Annotated in this window: 11 protein-coding genes; 6 read left to right on the forward strand and 5 right to left on the reverse strand. The window is 64.6% G+C overall.

The window, feature by feature from the left end:
- Positions 1 to 10 precede the first annotated feature (10 nt).
- The 5 genes from treS to treY are packed head-to-tail and all read left to right on the forward strand — an operon-like array spanning position 11 to position 12068.
- Positions 11 to 3307 (forward strand): maltose alpha-D-glucosyltransferase, encoded by a 3297-nt coding sequence (gene treS, locus ACLFLU_RS32800; protein ID WP_426408850.1) that lies wholly within the window; start codon positions 11 to 13, stop codon positions 3305 to 3307.
- Positions 3300 to 5447, forward strand: a complete 2148-nt coding sequence (gene glgB, locus ACLFLU_RS32805; protein WP_426408851.1) for a 1,4-alpha-glucan branching protein GlgB — start codon at positions 3300 to 3302, stop codon at positions 5445 to 5447. The genes treS and glgB overlap by 8 nt, the downstream gene beginning before the upstream one ends.
- 3 nt (positions 5448 to 5450) lie before the next feature.
- Positions 5451 to 7529: a glycogen debranching protein GlgX gene (gene glgX / locus ACLFLU_RS32810; RefSeq protein ID WP_426408852.1), complete on the forward strand. Its 2079-nt coding sequence runs from the start codon at positions 5451 to 5453 to the stop codon at positions 7527 to 7529.
- Positions 7526 to 9280, forward strand: a complete 1755-nt coding sequence (gene treZ / locus ACLFLU_RS32815) for a malto-oligosyltrehalose trehalohydrolase (protein WP_426408853.1) — start codon at positions 7526 to 7528, stop codon at positions 9278 to 9280. The genes glgX and treZ overlap by 4 nt, the downstream gene beginning before the upstream one ends.
- A gap of 1 nt (position 9281) precedes the next feature.
- A complete protein-coding gene (treY, locus tag ACLFLU_RS32820) occupies positions 9282 to 12068 on the forward strand; it encodes a malto-oligosyltrehalose synthase (protein ID WP_426408854.1) in 2787 nt (928 codons plus the stop codon).
- 3 nt (positions 12069 to 12071) lie between these two features.
- Here the strand turns inward: treY and ACLFLU_RS32825 are convergent, their stop codons facing one another.
- The gene (locus ACLFLU_RS32825; RefSeq protein ID WP_426408855.1) at positions 12072 to 12389 is read right to left on the reverse strand and encodes a polyhydroxyalkanoic acid system family protein; all 318 of its coding nucleotides are present in this window, start codon (positions 12387 to 12389) and stop codon (positions 12072 to 12074) included.
- Positions 12390 to 12571: 182 nt separating this feature from the next.
- Here ACLFLU_RS32825 and ACLFLU_RS32830 point away from each other — a divergent pair, with 182 nt between their 5' ends.
- The gene (locus ACLFLU_RS32830; RefSeq protein WP_092021464.1) at positions 12572 to 12736 is read left to right on the forward strand and encodes a DUF3309 family protein; all 165 of its coding nucleotides are present in this window, start codon (positions 12572 to 12574) and stop codon (positions 12734 to 12736) included.
- Between the two features lie 51 nt (positions 12737 to 12787).
- Here ACLFLU_RS32830 and ligD read toward each other — a convergent pair whose 3' ends face one another.
- The 4 genes from ligD to ACLFLU_RS32850 form a co-directional block, all read right to left on the reverse strand.
- On the reverse strand, positions 12788 to 15460 hold the full coding sequence (ligD, locus tag ACLFLU_RS32835; RefSeq protein WP_426408856.1) for a DNA ligase D: 2673 nt from the start codon (positions 15458 to 15460) through the stop codon (positions 12788 to 12790).
- Positions 15461 to 15572: 112 nt separating this feature from the next.
- Positions 15573 to 16262: a response regulator gene (locus ACLFLU_RS32840; RefSeq protein ID WP_426408857.1), complete on the reverse strand. Its 690-nt coding sequence runs from the start codon at positions 16260 to 16262 to the stop codon at positions 15573 to 15575.
- A complete protein-coding gene (locus tag ACLFLU_RS32845) occupies positions 16259 to 18982 on the reverse strand; it encodes a DUF4118 domain-containing protein (RefSeq protein ID WP_426408858.1) in 2724 nt (907 codons plus the stop codon). Before ACLFLU_RS32845 ends, ACLFLU_RS32840 begins: the two co-directional genes overlap by 4 nt.
- Positions 18983 to 19022: 40 nt before the next feature.
- Positions 19023 to 19628 (reverse strand): K(+)-transporting ATPase subunit C, encoded by a 606-nt coding sequence (locus tag ACLFLU_RS32850; protein ID WP_426408859.1) that lies wholly within the window; start codon positions 19626 to 19628, stop codon positions 19023 to 19025.
- Positions 19629 to 19683 lie beyond the last annotated feature (55 nt).

A 19683-nucleotide genomic window follows, 5' to 3' on the forward strand; every position in this document is an offset into this window, starting at 1 on the left:
GATTCACGCCATGAATGTACTGCCTTCCGTCGACACCAAGAAGGCCGAGGCTGCCGAGGTCGTGGATGAGCTCTGGTACAAGGACGCCATCATCTACCAGCTCCACGTCAAGGCCTTCGCCGACAGCAACAATGACGGCATCGGCGATTTCGCCGGCCTGACCGAGAAGCTGCCCTATCTGCAGGATCTCGGCGTCACCGCGCTGTGGCTGCTGCCGTTCTACCCCTCGCCCGGCCGCGACGACGGCTACGACATCGGCGACTACGGCGCGGTCAATCCCGATTTCGGGACGATGAAGGACTTCAAGCGCTTCATCCAGGAAGCGCAGAAGCGCGGCCTGCGCGTCATCACCGAGCTCGTGGTCAACCACACCTCAGATCAGCACAATTGGTTCAAGCGCGCGCGCCGCAGCCCTGCGGGCTCAAGCGCCCGCGACTGGTATGTCTGGAGCGACACCGACCAGAAATATCAGGGCACGCGGATCATCTTCACCGATACCGAGAAGTCCAACTGGACCTGGGATCCCGAGGCCGGCGCGTTCTACTGGCACCGCTTCTTCTCGCACCAACCCGACCTCAATTTCGACAACCCGCGCGTCGTCAGCGCCATCATCCAGGTGATGAAGCGCTGGCTGGACGCCGGCGTCGACGGCTTCCGGCTCGACGCCATTCCCTATCTCTGCGAGCGCGAGGGCACCTCGAACGAGAACCTCCCCGAGACGCATGCGATCATCAAGCGCCTGCGCCAGGAGCTGGATTCCTACTCCAAGGGCAAGCTGCTGCTGGCCGAGGCCAATCAATGGCCGGAGGACGTGCAGGAGTATTTCGGCCGTGGCGACGAGTGTCACATGGCCTACCACTTTCCGCTGATGCCGCGCATCTACATGGCGATCGCGCAGGAGGACCGCTTCCCGATCACCGACATTCTGCGCCAGACGCCGGACATTCCGCCAAGCTGCCAATGGGCGCTGTTCCTGCGCAACCATGACGAGCTGACGCTGGAGATGGTCACCGACGTCGAGCGCGACTATCTCTGGACCACCTACGCCAACGATCCCCGCGCCCGCATCAATGTCGGCATCCGCAGGCGTCTCGCGCCGCTGATGGACAATGACCGGCGCAAGATCGAGCTGATGAACTCGCTGCTGCTGTCCTTTCCCGGCACGCCGATCATCTATTACGGTGACGAGATCGGGATGGGCGACAACATCTATCTCGGCGACCGCAACGGCGTGCGCACGCCGATGCAGTGGAGTCCGGACCGCAACGGCGGCTTCTCGCGCGCCGATCCCGCCCGCCTCTATGCGCCGCTGATCATGGATCCCGTCTACGGCTACGAGTCGGTCAACGTTGAGGCGCAGTCGCGCAGCCTGTCCTCGCAGCTCAACGCCACCAAGCGGCTGATCTCGGTGCGCAAGTCGACGCTGGCCTTCGGCCGCGGCACCATGACCTTCATCCGCCCGGCCAACCGGTCCGTGCTTGCCTATGTCCGGCAGTATCGCGACGAGGTGATCCTCTGCGTCGCCAATCTGTCGCGTGCCGCGCAGGCGACCGAGCTCGATCTGACGCCGTGGAAGGACCGTATCCCGCAGGAGATGCTCGGCCGCACGCGCTTCCCGCCGATCGGCGAGCTGCCCTACAGGATCATGCTGGGGCCGTACGGCTTCTACTGGTTCCAGCTCACCGAGCGCGACAAGTCCGAGCCGGTGGTGCCACGCGCGGTGCCCGAGTTCGAGACGCTTGTGGTGCCAGTCAATTCGAATTGGGTGTCGCTGGCGCGCGAGCGCGGCGTGTTCGAGCGCGACGTGCTGCCGGGTTTCCTGTCGCGGACACGCTGGTATCCCGAGCACAATCCCAAGCACATCCAGGCCACGTTGACCTCGGCGGTGCCATTCTGCGACATCGGCGATAACAGGCCGTGGATCGCGTTCTTCGAGGCGGCGCAACAAGACACCGTTGCACCCCGTTATGTGCTGCCGATGCAGATCGAATGGGTGCGGTTCGACCGCGAGCGCTTCAACCCGAAGGCGCTCGCCGCCGTGCGTCAGGGCGCGCGCGAAGGCACCTTGCTCGACGTCGCGACCGACCAGATCTTCATCGGCCTGTTCCTGCGTAACCTGTCGCAAAATCTGGTGGTGGAAGAGAACAATCTGCGGCTGGAGTTCAAGGCGACCCGCCGGTTCGCCGAATACACCATCAAGGAGCCCGAACGCATCCGCGCGATCGAGCAGTCGAACAGCACGGCGCTGGTCGACAACCAGTATGTCGCCAAGATCCATCGCCAGCTCGAAAGCGGCATCAATCCCGAGATCGAGATCGGCTGTTACCTGACCGAAGTCGCCCGCTTTGCCAATGCGCCGGCGCTGCTTGGCAGCGTCGAACTCGTCGAAGGCGATAGCCGCAGCGCGGTCGGCGTTTTGCACGCCTATGTCGAAAACCAGGGCGACGGCTGGGCCGTAACCACGGGCTATCTCGACCGCTACATCGATGAGCAGCGGTTGGGGCCGGTGGACGAGATGCCCCGGGTGACCCAGGAGCAGGCGCCCTATCTGCACTTCATGGCGCAGACCGGCCGGCGGCTCGCCGACCTGCACGTGGCTCTGGCCGCCGCAAAGCCCGCCGATCTCGCGCCGGAGCCGATCAGTCCTGCGCATATCAAGCGCTGGACGTCGGACCTCAAGGCGCGCGCCGAGCGGGTCTTCGAGCGGCTCGCCGACAGCCGGGACGGTCTGCGCGAGGGCGACCGGCCTCTGATCGACCAGCTGGTTGCGGTGCGCGCGGCGCTGCCCGACCACATCAATGCGCTCTTGCCATCCGACATCGGCGGGTTGAACATCCGTCATCATGGCGACTTCCGCCTCGGGCAAACTCTGATCGTGAAGGACGATATCTTCATCATCGATTTCGACGGCGATCCGCGCCTGCCGCTGGCTGACAAGCGGCGCAGGCTACCTGCCGCGCATGACGTCGCGGGCCTGATCCGATCGATTGATCTTTCGGTTAACGCGGCACTTAGCCGGGCGCTCTCCGGAGGCAGCGACGAGCAGGGCCGCCTGGCGGCCGCGCTCGGCGAATGGCGCGAGCACGCCACCGCGACCTTCCTGTCCGCCTATCGCGAGGCCATGACCGATCGGCGGCTCTGGCCGGAAGAGAGGCATTCCGCGGAAAGCATGTTAAGGTTTTTCCTGCTTGATCAAGCGTTCGACGAGGTAGAGTACGAGCTGTCCCACCGGCCGGAGGGGCTCAATGCGCCGCTGACCGGCCTGCTTCGCATTCTGTCCAGTGCCGAGAGCGAAGCCCATGCCTAAACTGCCAGCCGAAGCCTACGCGATCATCGAGGGCCGCCACTCCGACCCCTTCCACTATCTCGGGCTGCACTCCGAGGGGGACAAGAGCGTGGTGCGTGCCTTCCTGCCCGAGGCCTCCAATGTCGAGGCCATCGGCGAGCACGGCGAGGTGGCAAAGCTCGATCGCGTCCACGATTCAGGTCTGTTCATCGGCGCCTTGCCCAACGGCTCCAGGCACTACCAGCTCCGCGCCAAATTCGGCGACGACGTCGTCGAGTTCGAGGATGCCTACCGCTTCCCGCCGATCCTGACCGATTTCGACCTCTATCTGCTCGGCGAAGGGACCCATCAGCGCATCTACGACAAGCTCGGCGCGCATCCGATGCGGCTGGAGGGCATCGACGGCATCGGCTTCGTCGTGCTGGCACCGAATGCGCGACGCGTGTCCGTGGTCGGTGATTTCAACTTCTGGGACGGGCGGCGTCATCCCATGCGGGTGCGCGGCGCCGGCTATTGGGAATTGTTCATCCCGAACGCCAAGGCCGGCGACCATTACAAATTCGAGATCATCGGGCCACACGGCCATCTGCTGCCGCTGAAATCCGATCCGCTGGCATTTGCGAGCGAGGTGCGGCCGAAGACGGCTTCGATCGTGTTCGACGAAGCCCATCTGCCGCGGCCGCGTCCTGCGCCCGACGGCATCAACGCGCTGTCGGCGCCGATGTCGATCTACGAGGTCCATCTCGGCTCGTGGCGGCGCAAGAACGGCGACGAATGGCTAACCTATCGCGAGCTGGCCGAGCAGCTGCCGGCCTATGCGCGCGACATGGGCTTTACCCATCTCGAATTCCTGCCCGTGAGCGAGCATCCGTTCGACGGCTCCTGGGGCTATCAGCCGACCGGCCTCTATGCGCCGACCAGCCGCTTCGGTTCGCCCGAGGACTTTGCCGCGCTGATCGATGCCTGCCATCGCGAAGGCATCGGCGTGCTGCTCGACTGGGTGCCCGGTCATTTCCCGGACGATCCGCACGGGCTCGGCAGTTTTGACGGCACCTCGCTCTACGAGCACGCCAATCCACTGCAGGGTCGCCACCTCGATTGGGGCACGCTGATCTACAATTACGGCCGCACCGAAGTGACGAATTTTCTGGTGTCGAACGCGCTGTTCTGGCTGGAGCGCTACGCGATCGACGGCCTGCGCGTCGATGCGGTCGCGTCCATGCTCTATCTCGACTACAGCCGCCCGCCCGGCGCCTGGATCCCGAACCAGTATGGCGGCCGCGAGAACATCGAGGCCATCAACTTTCTGCGCCGCTTCAACACAGAGCTGTTCGCGCGCTTCCCGCAGGCGACCACGGCGGCGGAAGAATCCACCGCATGGCCTCAGGTCTCGCGTCCGGTCGAATTCGGTGGGCTCGGCTTCGGCTACAAGTGGAACATGGGCTGGATGCACGACACGCTGAACTACATCAGCAAGGATCCGATCCACCGCAAGCATCATCACGGCGAGATCCTGTTTGGCCTGCACTACGCGTTCTCGGAAAACTTCATCCTGCCGTTGTCGCATGACGAAGTGGTGCACGGAAAGCGCTCGCTGCTCGGCCGCATGCCCGGTGACGAGTGGCAGCGCTTTGCCAATTTGCGCGCCTATTACAGCTTCATGTTCGGCCATCCCGGCAAGAAGCTGTTGTTCATGGGCGCGGAGATCGCGCAGAGCCGCGAATGGAATCACGACCAGTCGCTCGACTGGCACCTGCTCGAATACAAGTACCACTCAGGCATCCAGGCGCTGATCCGCGATCTCAACCGGCTCTATCGCGCGGTGCCGGCGCTGCACCAGATGGATTGCGACCAGGCCGGCTTCGAATGGCTGATCACGGATGATGCCAACCGCAACGTGTTCGCCTGGCTGCGCAAGGGGGTAGACGAGCACGCGCGGTGCCTGGTGGTCGTCAACTTCTCGCCGAACGTCTACCGCAACTACCGCGTTCGTGTGCCTTTTGCCGGCAAGTGGAAAGAGGTGCTCAATTCCGACTCCGCCCACTATGGCGGCACCAATGTCGGGAACATCGGTGAGGTTCAGACTGTTGACGGCAAGACGCCCGAGCTCCGCCTCACCATTCCGCCGCTCGCCGCGATCTTCCTCGTCCCGGAAAGCTGACACATGCGCCTGACTGCTGGATCGCCCGCACGCCTCGGTGCAAGCTGGGACGGACGCGGCACCAATTTTGCGCTGTTTTCCGCCAACGCGCAGAAAGTCGAGCTGTGCCTGTTCGACAGTCAGGGCCGCCGCGAGCTCGAGCGCATCGAGCTGCCCGAGCGCACCGAGGACGTCTGGCACGGCTATCTCAATGACGTCTCGCCCGGTCAGCTCTACGGTTATCGCGTGCACGGCCCCTACGAGCCCGAGCACGGCCACCGCTTCAACGCCAACAAGCTGCTGCTGGACCCATACGCCAGGCGGCTTTCGGGGCGGCTGGTCTGGAGTGACGCGCATTTCGCCTACCGCACCGGCTCGGCGCGCGAGGATCTGTCGTTCGACCGGCGCGACAATGCGCGCGGCATGCCCAAGGGCGTCGTCGTCGACGAGACCTTCAACTGGGGCCGGCGCGAGATCCGCCCCAACATTCCCTGGGAAGACACGATCATCTACGAGGCGCACGTCAAGGGACTGACGCAGAAGCGCGACGACGTGCCGCCGAATTTGCGCGGCACCTATGGCGGCCTGTCGTCGCCGGCGATGATCGAGCACCTGAAGAGGCTCGGCGTCACCACGGTCGAGCTGCTGCCGATCCACGCCTTCGTCGACGACCGCGTGCTGGTGGAGAAGAAGCTCGCCAACTACTGGGGTTACAACACGTTGTCCTTCTTTGCGCCGGAGCAGCGCTATGCCCAGGACAACGCGCTCGATTCCTTCCGCACCACGGTGGCACGCCTGCACGATGCCGGCATCGAGGTGATGCTCGACGTCGTCTACAACCATACTGCCGAAGGCAATCATCTCGGGCCGACGCTGTGCTACCGCGGCATCGACAACGCCTCCTATTACTGGCTGAACCGCGAGAACCCGCGCTACTATGACGACTTCACCGGTTGCGGCTCGTCGGTGAACCTAACCCATCCGCGCGTGCTGCAGATGGTGATGGATTCGCTGCGCTACTGGGTCGAGGTCTGCCATGTCGACGGCTTCCGCTTTGACCTCGCCACCACACTCGCACGCGGCCCGCACGGTTTTGATCGCGGCAGCTCTCTTCTGACGGCGATCCGGCAGGACCCGGTGCTCGCCGCCGTCAAGCTCGTCGCCGAGCCGTGGGATCTCGGCCTCGGCGGCTACCAGGTCGGCGCATTCCCCTCGCAATGGTCGGAGTGGAACGACCGCTATCGCAGCGCCATGCGCCGCTACTGGAGCGGAGAAGGCAGCCTGATCGGCGACATCTCCAGCCGCATGACGGCGTCCTCCGACCTGTTCAACCATGACGGACGGCGGCCGCGCGCCAGCATCAACCACATCACTGTGCATGACGGTTTCACGCTCGCCGACCTTTTCAGCTACAACGAGAAGCACAACGAGGCCAACGGCGAGGACAATCGCGACGGCTCCAATGACAACCACAGCAACAATTGCGGTGTCGAGGGCCCGACCGACGACCCAAACATCCTCAGCCTGCGGCGGCAGCTGCGCAAGAACGTGCTGGCCTGCCTGATGCTGGCGCAGGGCATTCCCCTGATCCTCGCCGGCGACGAGGTCGGCAACACGCAATCCGGCAACAACAACGCCTATTGCCAGGACAACGAGGTGGGCTGGGTCGGCTGGGACAATCTCGGCAAGGACGGCGACGACATGGTCGATTTCGTCTCAGGTCTCGCCGACATCCGCCGCCGCTTCTCGCAGCTGCGCAGCCATCGCTGGCTCGACGGCCGGCCGAAGGACGGCATCTCTTACGGCGCGCTATGGCTGACGCCCGCCGGAGACGAGATGACGGAGAACGACTGGACATTCCCGGATGGGCGGTTCCTCTCTTATGTGATGGGACCGATGGAACCGGGCAGCGCGGCGATCTTTATTGTATTGAACGCCGCCCCCGAAGAGATCGCATTCAAATTGCCCAAAATGCCCGAATACAAGAGCTGGCAGCAGATCCTGAATACGACGGATGCCAAGCTGAACAGCGTTGATTTCCTGCCCGGAAGCGACAGCAAGGCGCCGTCGCGCTCCGTGCTCGCCTTCGCGGGGGCGCTATGAGGCCATCGTTCGGGGCGAAGCCGACCAAGGACGGCGTCTCGTTCCGTTTGTGGGCGCCCGGTGCGCGTCGGGTCGATCTCCTGCTCGATCGACGACACGCCATGCAGCGCCGGCAGGATGGCTGGTATGTCGCCGAGATCGCTGGCCTGCCCGCCGGAAGCACCTACAAGTTCCGGATTGACGACGAGATCGACGTGCCTGATCCCGCGTCCGCGTCCCAGCCCGAGGACGTGTTCGGCCCGAGCGAAGTGATCGACCACGATTCCTTCGCGTGGCGCGCGAAGGATTGGCGCGGCCGCCCTTGGGAAGAGACGGTCCTGATCGAGACCCATGTCGGCACCTTCACGCGCGATGGCACTTACCGCGCCATGATCGACAAGCTCGATCATCTCGTCGCGACCGGCATCACTGCGCTCGAGCTCATGCCGCTGGCCGATTTCGCCGGCCGCCGCGGCTGGGGCTATGACGGCGTGCTTTGGTATGCGCCCGACAGCGTCTATGGCCGCCCCGAGCAGCTGAAGGCGTTGATCGACGAAGCCCATCTGCGCGGGCTGATGGTGTTTCTCGATGTCGTCTATAATCACTTCGGACCCGAAGGAAATTATCTCGGCCGCTACGCGCCGACCTTCTTCACCGACGCGCACACGCCCTGGGGCAGCGCGATCGACTATCGCGTGCCGCAGGTGCGCGCGTTCGCGGTCGAGAACGCGTTGTCCTGGCTCTCCGATTATCGCTTCGACGGCTTGCGGCTCGATGCCGCCAACCACATCATGGCAATCCCCGGCGAGCAGTCGATGCTGCACGACCTCAGCGTCGCCGCCGGCGAACTCGCCAAGGCCACCGGGCGCCACATTCACCTCGTGCTGGAGAACGGCGACAACCGCGCCAGCCTGCTCGACGCCGCGCAGGGGCCGCCGAACGGCAAATATCGCGCGCAGTGGAACGACGACTATCATCACGCCTGGCACGTATTGCTGACCAGCGAGCTCGCCGGCTATTACGCCGATTATCAGACGCCGCGCATGGATCTGGCACGCGCGCTCGCCTCGGGCTTCGTCTACCAGGGCGAGATCTCCGAATTCTGGGGCAAGAAGCCGCGTGGCGAGGCGAGCGGTGAGTTGCCGCCGGCCACCTTCGTCAACTTCCTGCAAAACCACGACCAGATCGGTAACCGCCCGCTCGGCGACCGGCTGGAGAGCCTGGCATCGCCGCACCAGATCGAGGCTGCGCTTGCGGTGACGCTGCTCGCGCCGATGGTGCCGATGCTGTTTCAGGGCGAGGAATGGGGCTCAAAGGCCCCCTTCCCGTTCTTCTGCGATTTCCAGGGCGGACTTGCCGATGCCGTGCGCAAGGGGCGCAAGCAGGAATATGCCTGGGCCTACGAGAAATACGGCGACGAGGTGCCCGACCCGCTCGATCCCGCCACGCCGCAATCGGCCGTGCTTGACTGGACCGGCCGCACGCCGGAGCAAGATGCGCGGCTTGCGCTGGTGCGCGAACTGCTGACGCTTCGGGGCAAGGAAATTGCACCACGGCTGAAGGGAGCGCGCTTCGGCGACGCCGAGGCGGCCGACAATGGCCTGCTCACCGCGCATTGGCGCATGGGCGACGGCACAACGCTGCGCCTGACCGCAAATCTATCGGACAAGGACATCGCGCATTCCAGCAATGCTTTCGGCGCGCCGGTCTGGGGCAGCGCAAGCGGCGATCGGCTTCCGCCCTGGTCGGTGATCTGGCATCTCGGAGGTTGATATGCCTTCCGCGATTCCCCTCGCGACGTACCGGCTTCAACTGACCGCGGATTTCGACTTCGACAAGGCCGCCGCGGTGGTGCCTTATCTCAAGGCGCTCGGGATCACGCACCTCTACGCCTCGCCGGTCATGAAAGCGCGCAAGGGCTCGACCCACGGCTACGACACCGTCGATCACAACCAGTTCAATCCCGAGCTCGGCGGCGAGGCCGGCTTTGCGCGGCTCAGCGACGCACTCAAGCAGCACGATCTCGGCCTCATCATCGACTTCGTGCCGAACCATGTCGGCGTACATTTTGCCGACAATCCCTGGTGGCTGGACGTGCTGGAATGGGGTCAGAGCTCACCGCACGCGGTCGCTTTCGATATCGACTGGGATCTGCTGCCGCACCGCGCCCGCGGCGGCGTGCTGCTGCCGATCCTTGGCTCGCCCTATGGCGAGGCGCTCGAGCGCGGCGAGATCGCGCTGCGCTACGATCCCGATGAGGGCAGTTTTTCCGCCTGGTATTTCGAGCATCGCCTGCCGATCGCGCCGGAGCGCTATGGCGAAATGCTGCGGATGATCGTGAAGGAAGCCGACGCCGCCGAGACCGAGGCGGGCAAGCGCCTGCTCTCGCTCGGCGCGCGCTACACGGGCCTGCGCCGGCCGAACCGCAAGGAAGCTCCCGGCTTCAAGGCAGAGCTGAAGGAGATTCCAGGCTCCGTCGACATCATCACGCACGGCCTCGCCGCCTATCGCGCGGCAAAAGATCGTCCGGCGCAGACGCTGGCGTTGCATCATCTGCTGGAGCGGCAGCACTACAAGCTCGGCCATTGGCGGCTGGCCTCCAGCGACATCAATTATCGTCGCTTCTTCGACGTCAACGGGCTTGCAGGCCTGCGCGTCGAGGACCCGAGCACGTTTGCCGCCACGCACCGGCTGGTGAAGCAGCTCGTCGCTGAGGGCAAGCTGCAGGGCATCCGCCTCGACCATATCGACGGCCTGCGCGATCCCGCGCAATATTGCCAGCGGCTGCGCCGGCTGGTGCGCGACGCGCAGGGCAACACCAAGCCGTTCTACACGGTGATCGAAAAGATCCTGTGCGAGCAAGAGAAGCTGCCGCACTTCGCCGGCGTCCAGGGCACGACCGGCTATGAGTGGATGAACGCCATCACCCAGGTGCTGGTCGACGCCAAAGGGCTGGAGGCGCTGGACGAGACCTGGCGGCAGATCAGCAACCGGCCGCCGCGGCTCGCACCCTACGTCAAGGACGCCAAAAGGCGCGTGCTGGAGACGCTGCTGACCAGCGAATTCACCGTGCTGACCCGGCTGCTCGCGCGCATCGCCAACGGGCACTACTCGACCCGCGATTTTTCGGCCGACAGCTTGCGGCAGGCGCTGGAATTGTACGTGCTGCACTTTCCGGTCTATCGCACTTATTTGACCCACAGTAGCCCGACTGCGCACGACCGAAAACTGATCGACGACACCATCGAGCGCGCCCGCGCCGAATGGTTTGCTGCCGACGAAGGCATTTTTGACTTCCTGCGCGACGCCCTGACCATGGATCTGCTCAAGCCCGGCCGTCCGCCGCACAGCGGCCCGCGCGTGCGCCGTTTTGCGCTGAAGGTGCAGCAGTTCACCGGGCCGATGATGGCGAAATCGCTGGAGGACACGGCGTTCTATCAATTCCACCGGCTGCTGGCGCTGAACGAGGTCGGCGGCGATCCCGCCAGCCACGGCCTCACAATTCCCGCCTTCCACGAGGCGATGCGGGCCCGCGCCAGGGAATGGCCGCAAGGGATGACGGCAACGGCCACCCACGACACCAAGCGCGGCGAGGACGCACGGGCGCGGATCGCTGCGCTGAGTGAAATTCCCGGCGAATGGACCAGTGCGGTTTCGCGCTGGAAGGTGCTGAACGCGCCGCACCTTGCGCTCCACGGCAATCTGCGCGCGCCGTCGGCGACGTTCGAATACATGCTCTACCAGACCCTGCTCGGCGCCTGGCCGCTTCAAGAGCCGCCCGATGCCGGCTTCGTCGAGCGCATCCAGGCCTATGCGCTCAAGGCTGCGCGCGAGGGCAAGGAAGAGACGAGCTGGCTCAATCCGCATGAGGCGTATGAGAATGGCGTAAAGGACTTCATCAGGAAAATCCTCAATCCCGCGCTATCAGGCGAATTCCTGGAGGCGCTCCAGACCCTCGCCCGCCGCGTCGCGCTGCTCGGTGCGCTGAACTCGCTGAGCCAGCTGACGCTGAAGGCGACGCTGCCGGGTGTGCCCGACTTCTACCAGGGCACCGAATATTGGGACCTGTCGCTGGTCGATCCCGACAACCGCCGCCCGGTGGATTTTGCCTTGCGCCAGGCGGCGCTGGGATCGTTAGAAGCGCCGGACTGGAGTGGACTGACCAGGACCTGGCCCGACGGGCAGCTCAAGCTTGCCTGGACGCGACATCTCCTCAGGCTGCGCAACGAGCTCGCCGACGTCTTCGCGCAGGGCGACTACCAGCCGCTCGACGTCCGCGGCACGCACGCGAACCATGTCATTGCCTTTGCCCGCCGCCGTGGTCGCGCTGCCGCGGTCGTCGTGGTCGCACGCCAGTTCGCGCCCTTCACGCAAGCAGGCCGTGAATGGTCCACGCTCGAAGGCTTTGACGCCACCGTCGACATCAGCGGCTACACCGCGCCGGGCCTTGCGGGCAACGAATTGCCGCTCGCGCAAGCTTTCCGGGATTTTCCCGCTGCGGTCATCGAGGCCCGCGCCGCAAGCGCCATCAGGCATGCGCGGAAACCCGCGCGGGCCTGACGCCTATTTTCCTTCGTCCTTGGTCAGCAGCAATTGTCCGCGCTTGCGGATGGTCGCCTGTGCCATCTCGGCAAAACGCTGCAACAGCCACGGCAGCACCACCTGAACCTTGACGTGATCGTCGGCGACGTCGACCTGGCCGCTCGCGGTCTGCCCGAGCGCGCGGATGCGGAAGGCCATGCTGTCGCCGCTCCAGCGCTCCTCCTCGACCTGCATCACGGGAATGCTCGCCGCGGCGCGGCCGAGCCCGGTCTTGAGCCGGCGCACCGCCTCTTCGCGGCCGAGACGATGCGGAATGGAGACGACAAGCGGTGCTGACATGGCCCTGCCCTGTACTGACTGATCCTCACATAGTCATGCCGGCACGACGCGCAAAGGTTCCATGCAAGTTGGGACCTGTCGTCCCGTTTCAAATCAGGAACTTTAAAATCTGCGGCAAGTTGCCTCCGCACAACGGGACAGGATGCAACGACCCTTTCGACAAAGGGCTGGAGGAGACTAGCATGTCTATCGGTACGATCATTTTGATCATTTTGGTCATCGCGCTGCTTGGTGGTTTCAGTGGTGTCGGCGGCGGTCCGTTCTACGGCACCGGCTATTACGGCGGCGGCGGTCTCGGGCTCGTCATCGTCATTCTGCTGATATTGCTGTTGCTGGGACGGATCTAACGACCCAGCGAAGGTCTCGTAGGGTGGGTTAGCCGCAAGGCGTAACCCACCCTACCTCTTTTTCTCCGCCAGCTTCTTCATTGCGGCCTTGATCGACGCGGCGGCATCATCATAGCCATCCCACGCTTTCGACCGCGCCAGCAGGCCCGGCACCGTCCGCACCGTATATCGCTTCGGATCGAGATCGCCCTTCACCTGCGCCCAGGTCACCGGCATCGACACGGTCGCGCCATCGCGTGCACGCGGCGATAGCGGCGCTACCGCGGTCGACAGGCGATCGTTGCGCAGATAGTCGAGAAAGATTTTCCCGTTGCGCAGCTTCTTCGACATGTTGAGCAGATAGCGCTCGGGATCGTCATCGGCCATCCACTGGCAGACGCCTTGCGCAAACGCCTTGGCTTCCTTCCAGCTCACTCTGTCGCGGGCACCGTGAAGCAGCGGCACCACCACATGGAGGCCCTTACCACCGGTGGTCTTGCAGAAGCTCTCCATGGCGACGTCAGCGAGGCGCTGCCGCATCTCCTTCGCCGCTTCTACGACATCGGCAAATTTGACGTCAGGCGCGGGGTCGAGGTCGAACACGAGGCGGCCCGGCGTGTCATAGGCGTCAGGCGCGCAATTCCAGGGATGCAGCTCAACACCGCCGATCTGCGCGACCGCGGCAAGCCCCTCGACGCGATCGATCTGCAAATACGGCTTGCGATCGCCGGACACCTTTGCGAGCTCGAGCAGGTTCGACGTCCCCTGCATGGCATGACGCTGGAAGAATTTTTCGCCGCCGATGCCGTCGGGTGCGCGCAGGATCGAACAAGGGCGCCCCTTGATATGCGCGATCATCCAGGGGCCGACCGTCTCGAAATAGCGCGCGAGATCGAGCTTTGTGACGCCCTCGCCGTCGCCGCCATCCGGCCATAGCTCCTTCTCCGGCTTCGAGATGACGACGCCCATCACCTCGGCGGTGGCTTTCGCGTTGGCAGACTTCGCTGCAACACGCTTTCGGGCAGAGGGCTGCGCGAGCTTGGTATCCACGGGCGTTTCCGCCTCGACCTCCTCGGCCGGCTTGTCTTGCCGCAGCCCCTTGAAGGCGGCCTGACGAATGTTGCCGTCGGCGGTGAAACCGGCGAATTCGATCTCGGCCACCAGCTCCGGCTTGACCCAGTGCACGTCGCGCGTCTTCTTCGGCGCATTCTTGCCGCCGAACGGGCTTTCGCTCGACGCCGCCTCTTTAAGAAACGGCATGATGCGCTTGACCTTGTCGGCGCCGAAGCCGGTGCCGACGATGCCGACATAGGCGAGGTGATCGCCGCGGTAGACGCCCGCCATCAGCGACCGGAATTTCCCGGCCGTCGTCTTCCAGCCGCCGATCACGACCTCCTGGCCGGCGCGGGATTTTGTCTTGGTCCAGCTTTCGGTGCGGCCGGAGCGATAGGGGGAATCGAGCTTCTTCGAGACGATGCCTTCAAGCTCGAGCTTCACGGCCGATTGCAGCACCGTGTCGCCGTCGCTCTCGAAATGTTCGACGTAGCGAATCCGGCTCGATTTCCGCTTGCGTGCCGCCAGAATCTCCTTGAGCCGCGCCTTGCGCTCGCCGAGCGGCAAGCGGCGATAGTCGAGGCCCTCGGCGAACAGGAGATCGAAAGCAAAGAAGGTCAGGTCCTCGGTCTTGCCGTCGGACAATGCGGCCTGCAGCGACGAAAAATTCGGCGCGCCGCTTTGATCCAGCGCGACGATCTCGCCATCGATCATGGCGTCCGGCAGCGCGCTGGCCTCTTTCGCGATCGCGGCAAACTTGCCAGTCCAGTCGAGCCCCGTCCGCGTCTTCAACGTCGCATCGCCGCCCTCGACCCGGAGCTGCACGCGATAACCGTCGAACTTGATCTCGTGGCACCAGCGATCGCCTGACGGGGGACGCTCGACCGGCGTACAGAGCTGCGGCGCGACGAAGTCCGGCATCTCCGCGACCCGACTGGCATTCGTCGCCGTCGTAACCTTCGTCTTCACGCTCTTGGTCTTGAGAACCGTCCCGCCCTTCAACGCCGTGCGGGGTGCAGCCTTGACCGTACGCCCCTTCGTCTCTTCCACGCGGTTGGACTGCCAAACGGCATCGGCCTTGCCCGTGCCCTTCGCCAGCATGAATGGCTTTGGCGCGCGGCCCTTGCCACCCGTGATCTGCTCCATGGCACGACCGGAGGCGACCGACTTGTCTTCCGCTAAAATATCCTCGCTCTCGCTGGCATATTCGTCGCGATGCTTGATCAGCAGCCAATTGGTGCGCTTGCCGCCGTCACGATCATGCCGCATCCGCACCAGCACCCAGCTCCCGTGCAGCTTCTCGCCGTGCAGGGTAAACTTGAGATCGCCCTTTTTGAAGCCGGCTTCCGGGTCATCGGATTCCCAGGTGCCGCGGTCCCACAGCATCACCGTGCCACCGCCATACTGGTCTTCGGGAATGGTCCCTTCGAAATCGCCATAGTCGAGCGGGTGGTCCTCGACTTCCACCGCCAGCCGCTTGTCTTGCGGATTGAGCGAGGGCCCCTTGGTCACGGCCCAGGACTTGAAGACACCGTCGAATTCGAGCCGAAAATCGTAATGCAGCCGGGTCGCATCATGCTTCTGGATCACGAAACGCCGCTGCTTCGAGGGAGCGACCGCGGTCTCGCCCGACGGCTCCGGCGTCTTCTCGAAGTCGCGTTTCTGTCGGTAGGTGGAGAGTTTTCGCAGCACAGCCAGTCCCGCATTCTCTATCGGCGTTCGAGCCTATCATGGCAAAAGCCCCGCGCGGAACTGAACCAGAAAGACCGGCTGGAGTTCCCCGGCGTCGCACACCCCTGCCCGTCTAATCCCCCGCCTTCAGCCGGTACCCGATCCCCGTCTCCGTCAGCACATATTGCGGCCGTTCCGGATCGGCCTCAATCTTCTGACGGAGCTGGCGGACATAGACGCGCAGATATTGCGCGTCGGTCAGCTCGTCCCAGAGCTCCTTGAGCAGGAATCTGTGGGTCAAGACTTTGCCGGCGTGCTGCACCAGCACGCGCAGGAGGTCATATTCCTTCGGCGACAGTTTGACGTCGCGCTCGCCGAGCTTAACGATGCGGCGGACCAGATCGACCGAGAGGTCGCCGGTGCGGAAGACCGGACGCTCGCCCTGCACCTGCAACTGGTGCCGCAGCGCGGCGCGCAGGCGGGCCAAAAGCTCGTCCATTCCGAACGGCTTGGTCAGGTAATCATCGGCACCGAGATCGAGCGCCTGCACCTTGCCCGCCTCGTCGCCACGGCTCGACAGCACCACGATCGGCACGCTCTCATTGCGAGCACGGATGGTGCGTAACAGCTCATGGCCCTGGATGTCGGGAAGGCCGAGATCGAGGATGATCAGCGCGGGATCTTCGGTGAGCTTCTCCAGCGCGATCTTGCCGTTCGACGCCTCCAGGATGTCGTAGCCCTGCGTCGAAAGCCCCATCCGCAGCAATTTGCGGATCGGCGGCTCGTCGTCGATCACCAAAACCTTGATCGGGGCAGCGCTCATGCGGCGGTATCCAATGCGTGGGTCTGTACTGGCACGGGCAGACGAATGGTGAGGACCGCACCGCTCCGATCGCTGCGGTTGGCAGCCGAAATCGTGCCGCGCATCGCCTCGACGAAGCCGCGCGAGATGGCAAGCCCGAGCCCGGTGCCGGGACGGACATGGTCACCCTTCTGCGCGCGATAGAACTTGTCGAACACGCTTTCGAGCTCGTCAGGCGGAATGCCGGCGCCCTCGTCGGCGATCTCCAGCACCACCTGATCGCGCTCGCGCCGGCTCTTGATCGCGATTGTGGTCTCGGGCGGCGAATATTTGGCGGCATTGTCGAGCAGGTTGAACAGCACCTGCTCGAACAGCACGGCATCGAGCTCAAGCATCGGCAGATCGGCGGCCAGAACCAGCTCGACCTTGTGCGCGGTCAGGATCTTTGATGCCCGCCGCAGCGCGCTGCCGATGATCTCGCCGAGATCGTGCAGCGCCGTGTTGGGCACGATCGCGCCGGATTCGAGCTTGGTCATGTCGAGCAGATTGGCGATGAAGCGGTTGAGCCGCTCGGACTCGTCGATCACGGTCGCAAGCAGATCGCGCTTCTCGGTGTCGGACAGCGCGCTGGCGAGATCGCGCATGGTCGAGGCCGCACCCAGTACGGAGGCGAGCGGCGTCTTCAGATCGTGCGAGATCGACGTCAACAGCGCCGCGCGCAGCCGCTCGGACTCGACGGTGCGCTTGACCCGGTCCATGTCCTCGACCAGCAGCACGCGCTCGATCGCGAGCGCGCCCTGATCGACCAGCGCGTCCAGCAGCCGGCGCTGGTCCGGCGTCAGCAGCGGCCCGGTGCGGTCGTTGTCGATCCCGATGACGCCGATCGGGCCGCGCCCGGTGCGCATCGGCAGGAACAGCCGCTTTGCGCCCGGCAGCGTATCCGAACCGCGGCCCGCGGAGCGATCGTTGCTCCAGGCCCAGTTGGCGGCGGCAAGATCGGCCTGGTCGAGCTGGTCCTCCGGCGGATAGCCCGACTTGACCGTAAGCAGGCCCTCCTCCGGCAGCAGCAGCACAACGCGAACCTTCAGCATCAGGGCGATCTGATAGGCGGTTGCCCACAGCACGTCGTCGAGCGTGGCAGTGCCCGCGAGCTTGCGGCTGAACGCATAGAGTTGCTCGGTGGTCCTGATGCGGCCGATCGCGGTGTCGGCCTGGGTCCGCACCCGCCCCGCGACATTCGACACCAGGAACGCAATCAGCATGAAGAAGAAGAACGCTGCGACGTTGGTTGGATCGGTGATCGTGAAAGTATAGACCGGCGGCAGGAAGAAGAAGTTATACGCCAGCGACGCCACAATGCTCGCAAGCAGCGAGGGCCATAACCCATAGCGGACAGCCACGGCGACCACCGCGGTCAGGAACATCAGGTCGACGTTCTCGACGCCGAAATACGGCTTGATGACCACCGCTGCGGCAAGGCCCAGTGCGGTGATCCCGAGCGCCTTCAGATAGGGACGAGCATCGAACGGCTCGGACCGTGCCGCGGTCTGCACCGCCGTCTTCGGCGCCGGCTCGCTCGTGAGCTCGTCGCCCGGAATGACGTGAACACTGATGTTGCCGGAGCGGCGGACCAGATCGTGCACCACTGAGCCGCGCGTCATCTCGAACCAGCGCGAGCGCGTCGACTTGCCGATCACGATCTGGGTGACGTTGTTGCCTTGCGCGAAGTTGATGACGTCGTCGGCGATGCGCCGGCCGACGGCTGGAATGGTCAGCGCCTCGCCGCCGAGCGCCTCCGCGAGCCGCAGCGTATCGGCGAGCCGGTCGCGCTCCTGCTCCGAGAGCTGAAGCGAGCGCCGCGTCTCGATCGAGATCGCGGTGAACGGCGCATGCAGGCGGTCGGCCAGCCGCTTGGTGTAGCGCACGAGCCCGGCCGCACGCGGATCCTCGCTAACGCAGACCAGGATGCGCTCGCCCGCGGCCCAGGGACCGGCGATGGCGTTCGCCTGCATATGAGTAAGCAGCTGCTCGTCGACCCGCTCCGCCGTACGCCGCAGCGCGAGCTCGCGCAGCGCGGTCAGATTGCCCGGCGAGAAGTAATGCTCCAGCGCCCGCTCGGCCTGCTTTGGGACGTAGACCTTGCCCTCACGCAGGCGCTGGATCAGATCGTCGGGCGTGAGGTCGATCAGCTCGATCGCATCGGCGCGGTCGAAGATCGAATCCGGCACAGTCTCGCGCACCCGCACATGGGTGATTTGCGCGACGACATCATTCAGGCTCTCGATGTGCTGGATGTTGACGGCGGTGTAGACGTCGATGCCGTGCGAGAGCAGCTCCTCGACGTCGAGATAGCGCTTGGGGTGGCGGCAAAAGGGCGCGTTGGTGTGGGCGAGCTCGTCGACCAAGGCGATCTTCGGGCGCCGCGCGATCACGGCATCGAGGTCCATCTCCTCGACGATCTGGCCGCGATAATCGAGCCGCTTGCGTGGGATCACTTCAAGCCCCCGCACCAGCGCCTCGGTCTCGGCGCGGCCATGGGTTTCGACGAAGCCGACCACGACATCGATGCCGGCCTTGCGCCTGGCATGGGCGCTCTGCAACATCTCGTAGGTCTTGCCGACGCCGGGGGCGGCGCCGACGAAGATTTTCAGCTTGCCGCTCGCGCTCTCCTCCCGGCGCGCTGCTTCCAGCAGCGCCTCGGGAGACGGACGTTGTTCGGGATCGCGGCGCTGTTGAACCATCAGGCCAATATAATCATCCGGGCATCCCCAGCCTAGACCACTACTTCGCGGACGCACGATCCAGTGCGAGGTTCAGGGCAAGAACGTTAACCCGGGGTTCGCCAAGCAGCCCGAGCAGACGGCCCTGGGTGTTGGAGGCGACGATCTGCCTAAGCTGGTCCTCCGACACGTTCCGCGCCTTCGCGACGCGCGGCACCTGGAATTGCGCCGCCTCCGGAGAAATATCGGGATCGAGCCCGCTGGCCGAGGTCGTGACCAGATCGACCGGAACGGCAGCGTTCGGGTTCTCGGCTTTGAGCTTGTCCACGTCCTCCTTCAGCCGGTCGGCCAGTGCCTTGCTGGTCGGACCGAGATTGGAGCCGCCCGAATTGGCGGCATTGTAGGGCGCCGAGACCGTCTTGGTCGAATCATTCGGATCCGGCGCCAGCGTCGCCGAGGGGCGGCCGTGGAAGTATTTGTCGTCCTTGAACTCCTGTCCGATCAGGGCGGAGCCGACCACCTTGCCGTCCTTCTCGATCAGGCTGCCTCGTGCCTGAACTGGGAAGAGCGCGCCGGCGATGCCGGTCATGGCGAGCGGATAGGCCAGGCCCGTGATGGCGGTGAGCACCAGCAGCAGGACGATGGCGGGGCGGATTTCTCTGAGCATGTTACGTCTCCTAAGTCTTCGTCATTGCGCGCGGCGCCGTGCGCCGCGCAACGAC

It is taken from the genome of Bradyrhizobium ganzhouense, from assembly GCF_049949285.1.
GTDB classification, from domain to species: domain Bacteria; phylum Pseudomonadota; class Alphaproteobacteria; order Rhizobiales; family Xanthobacteraceae; genus Bradyrhizobium; species Bradyrhizobium ganzhouense.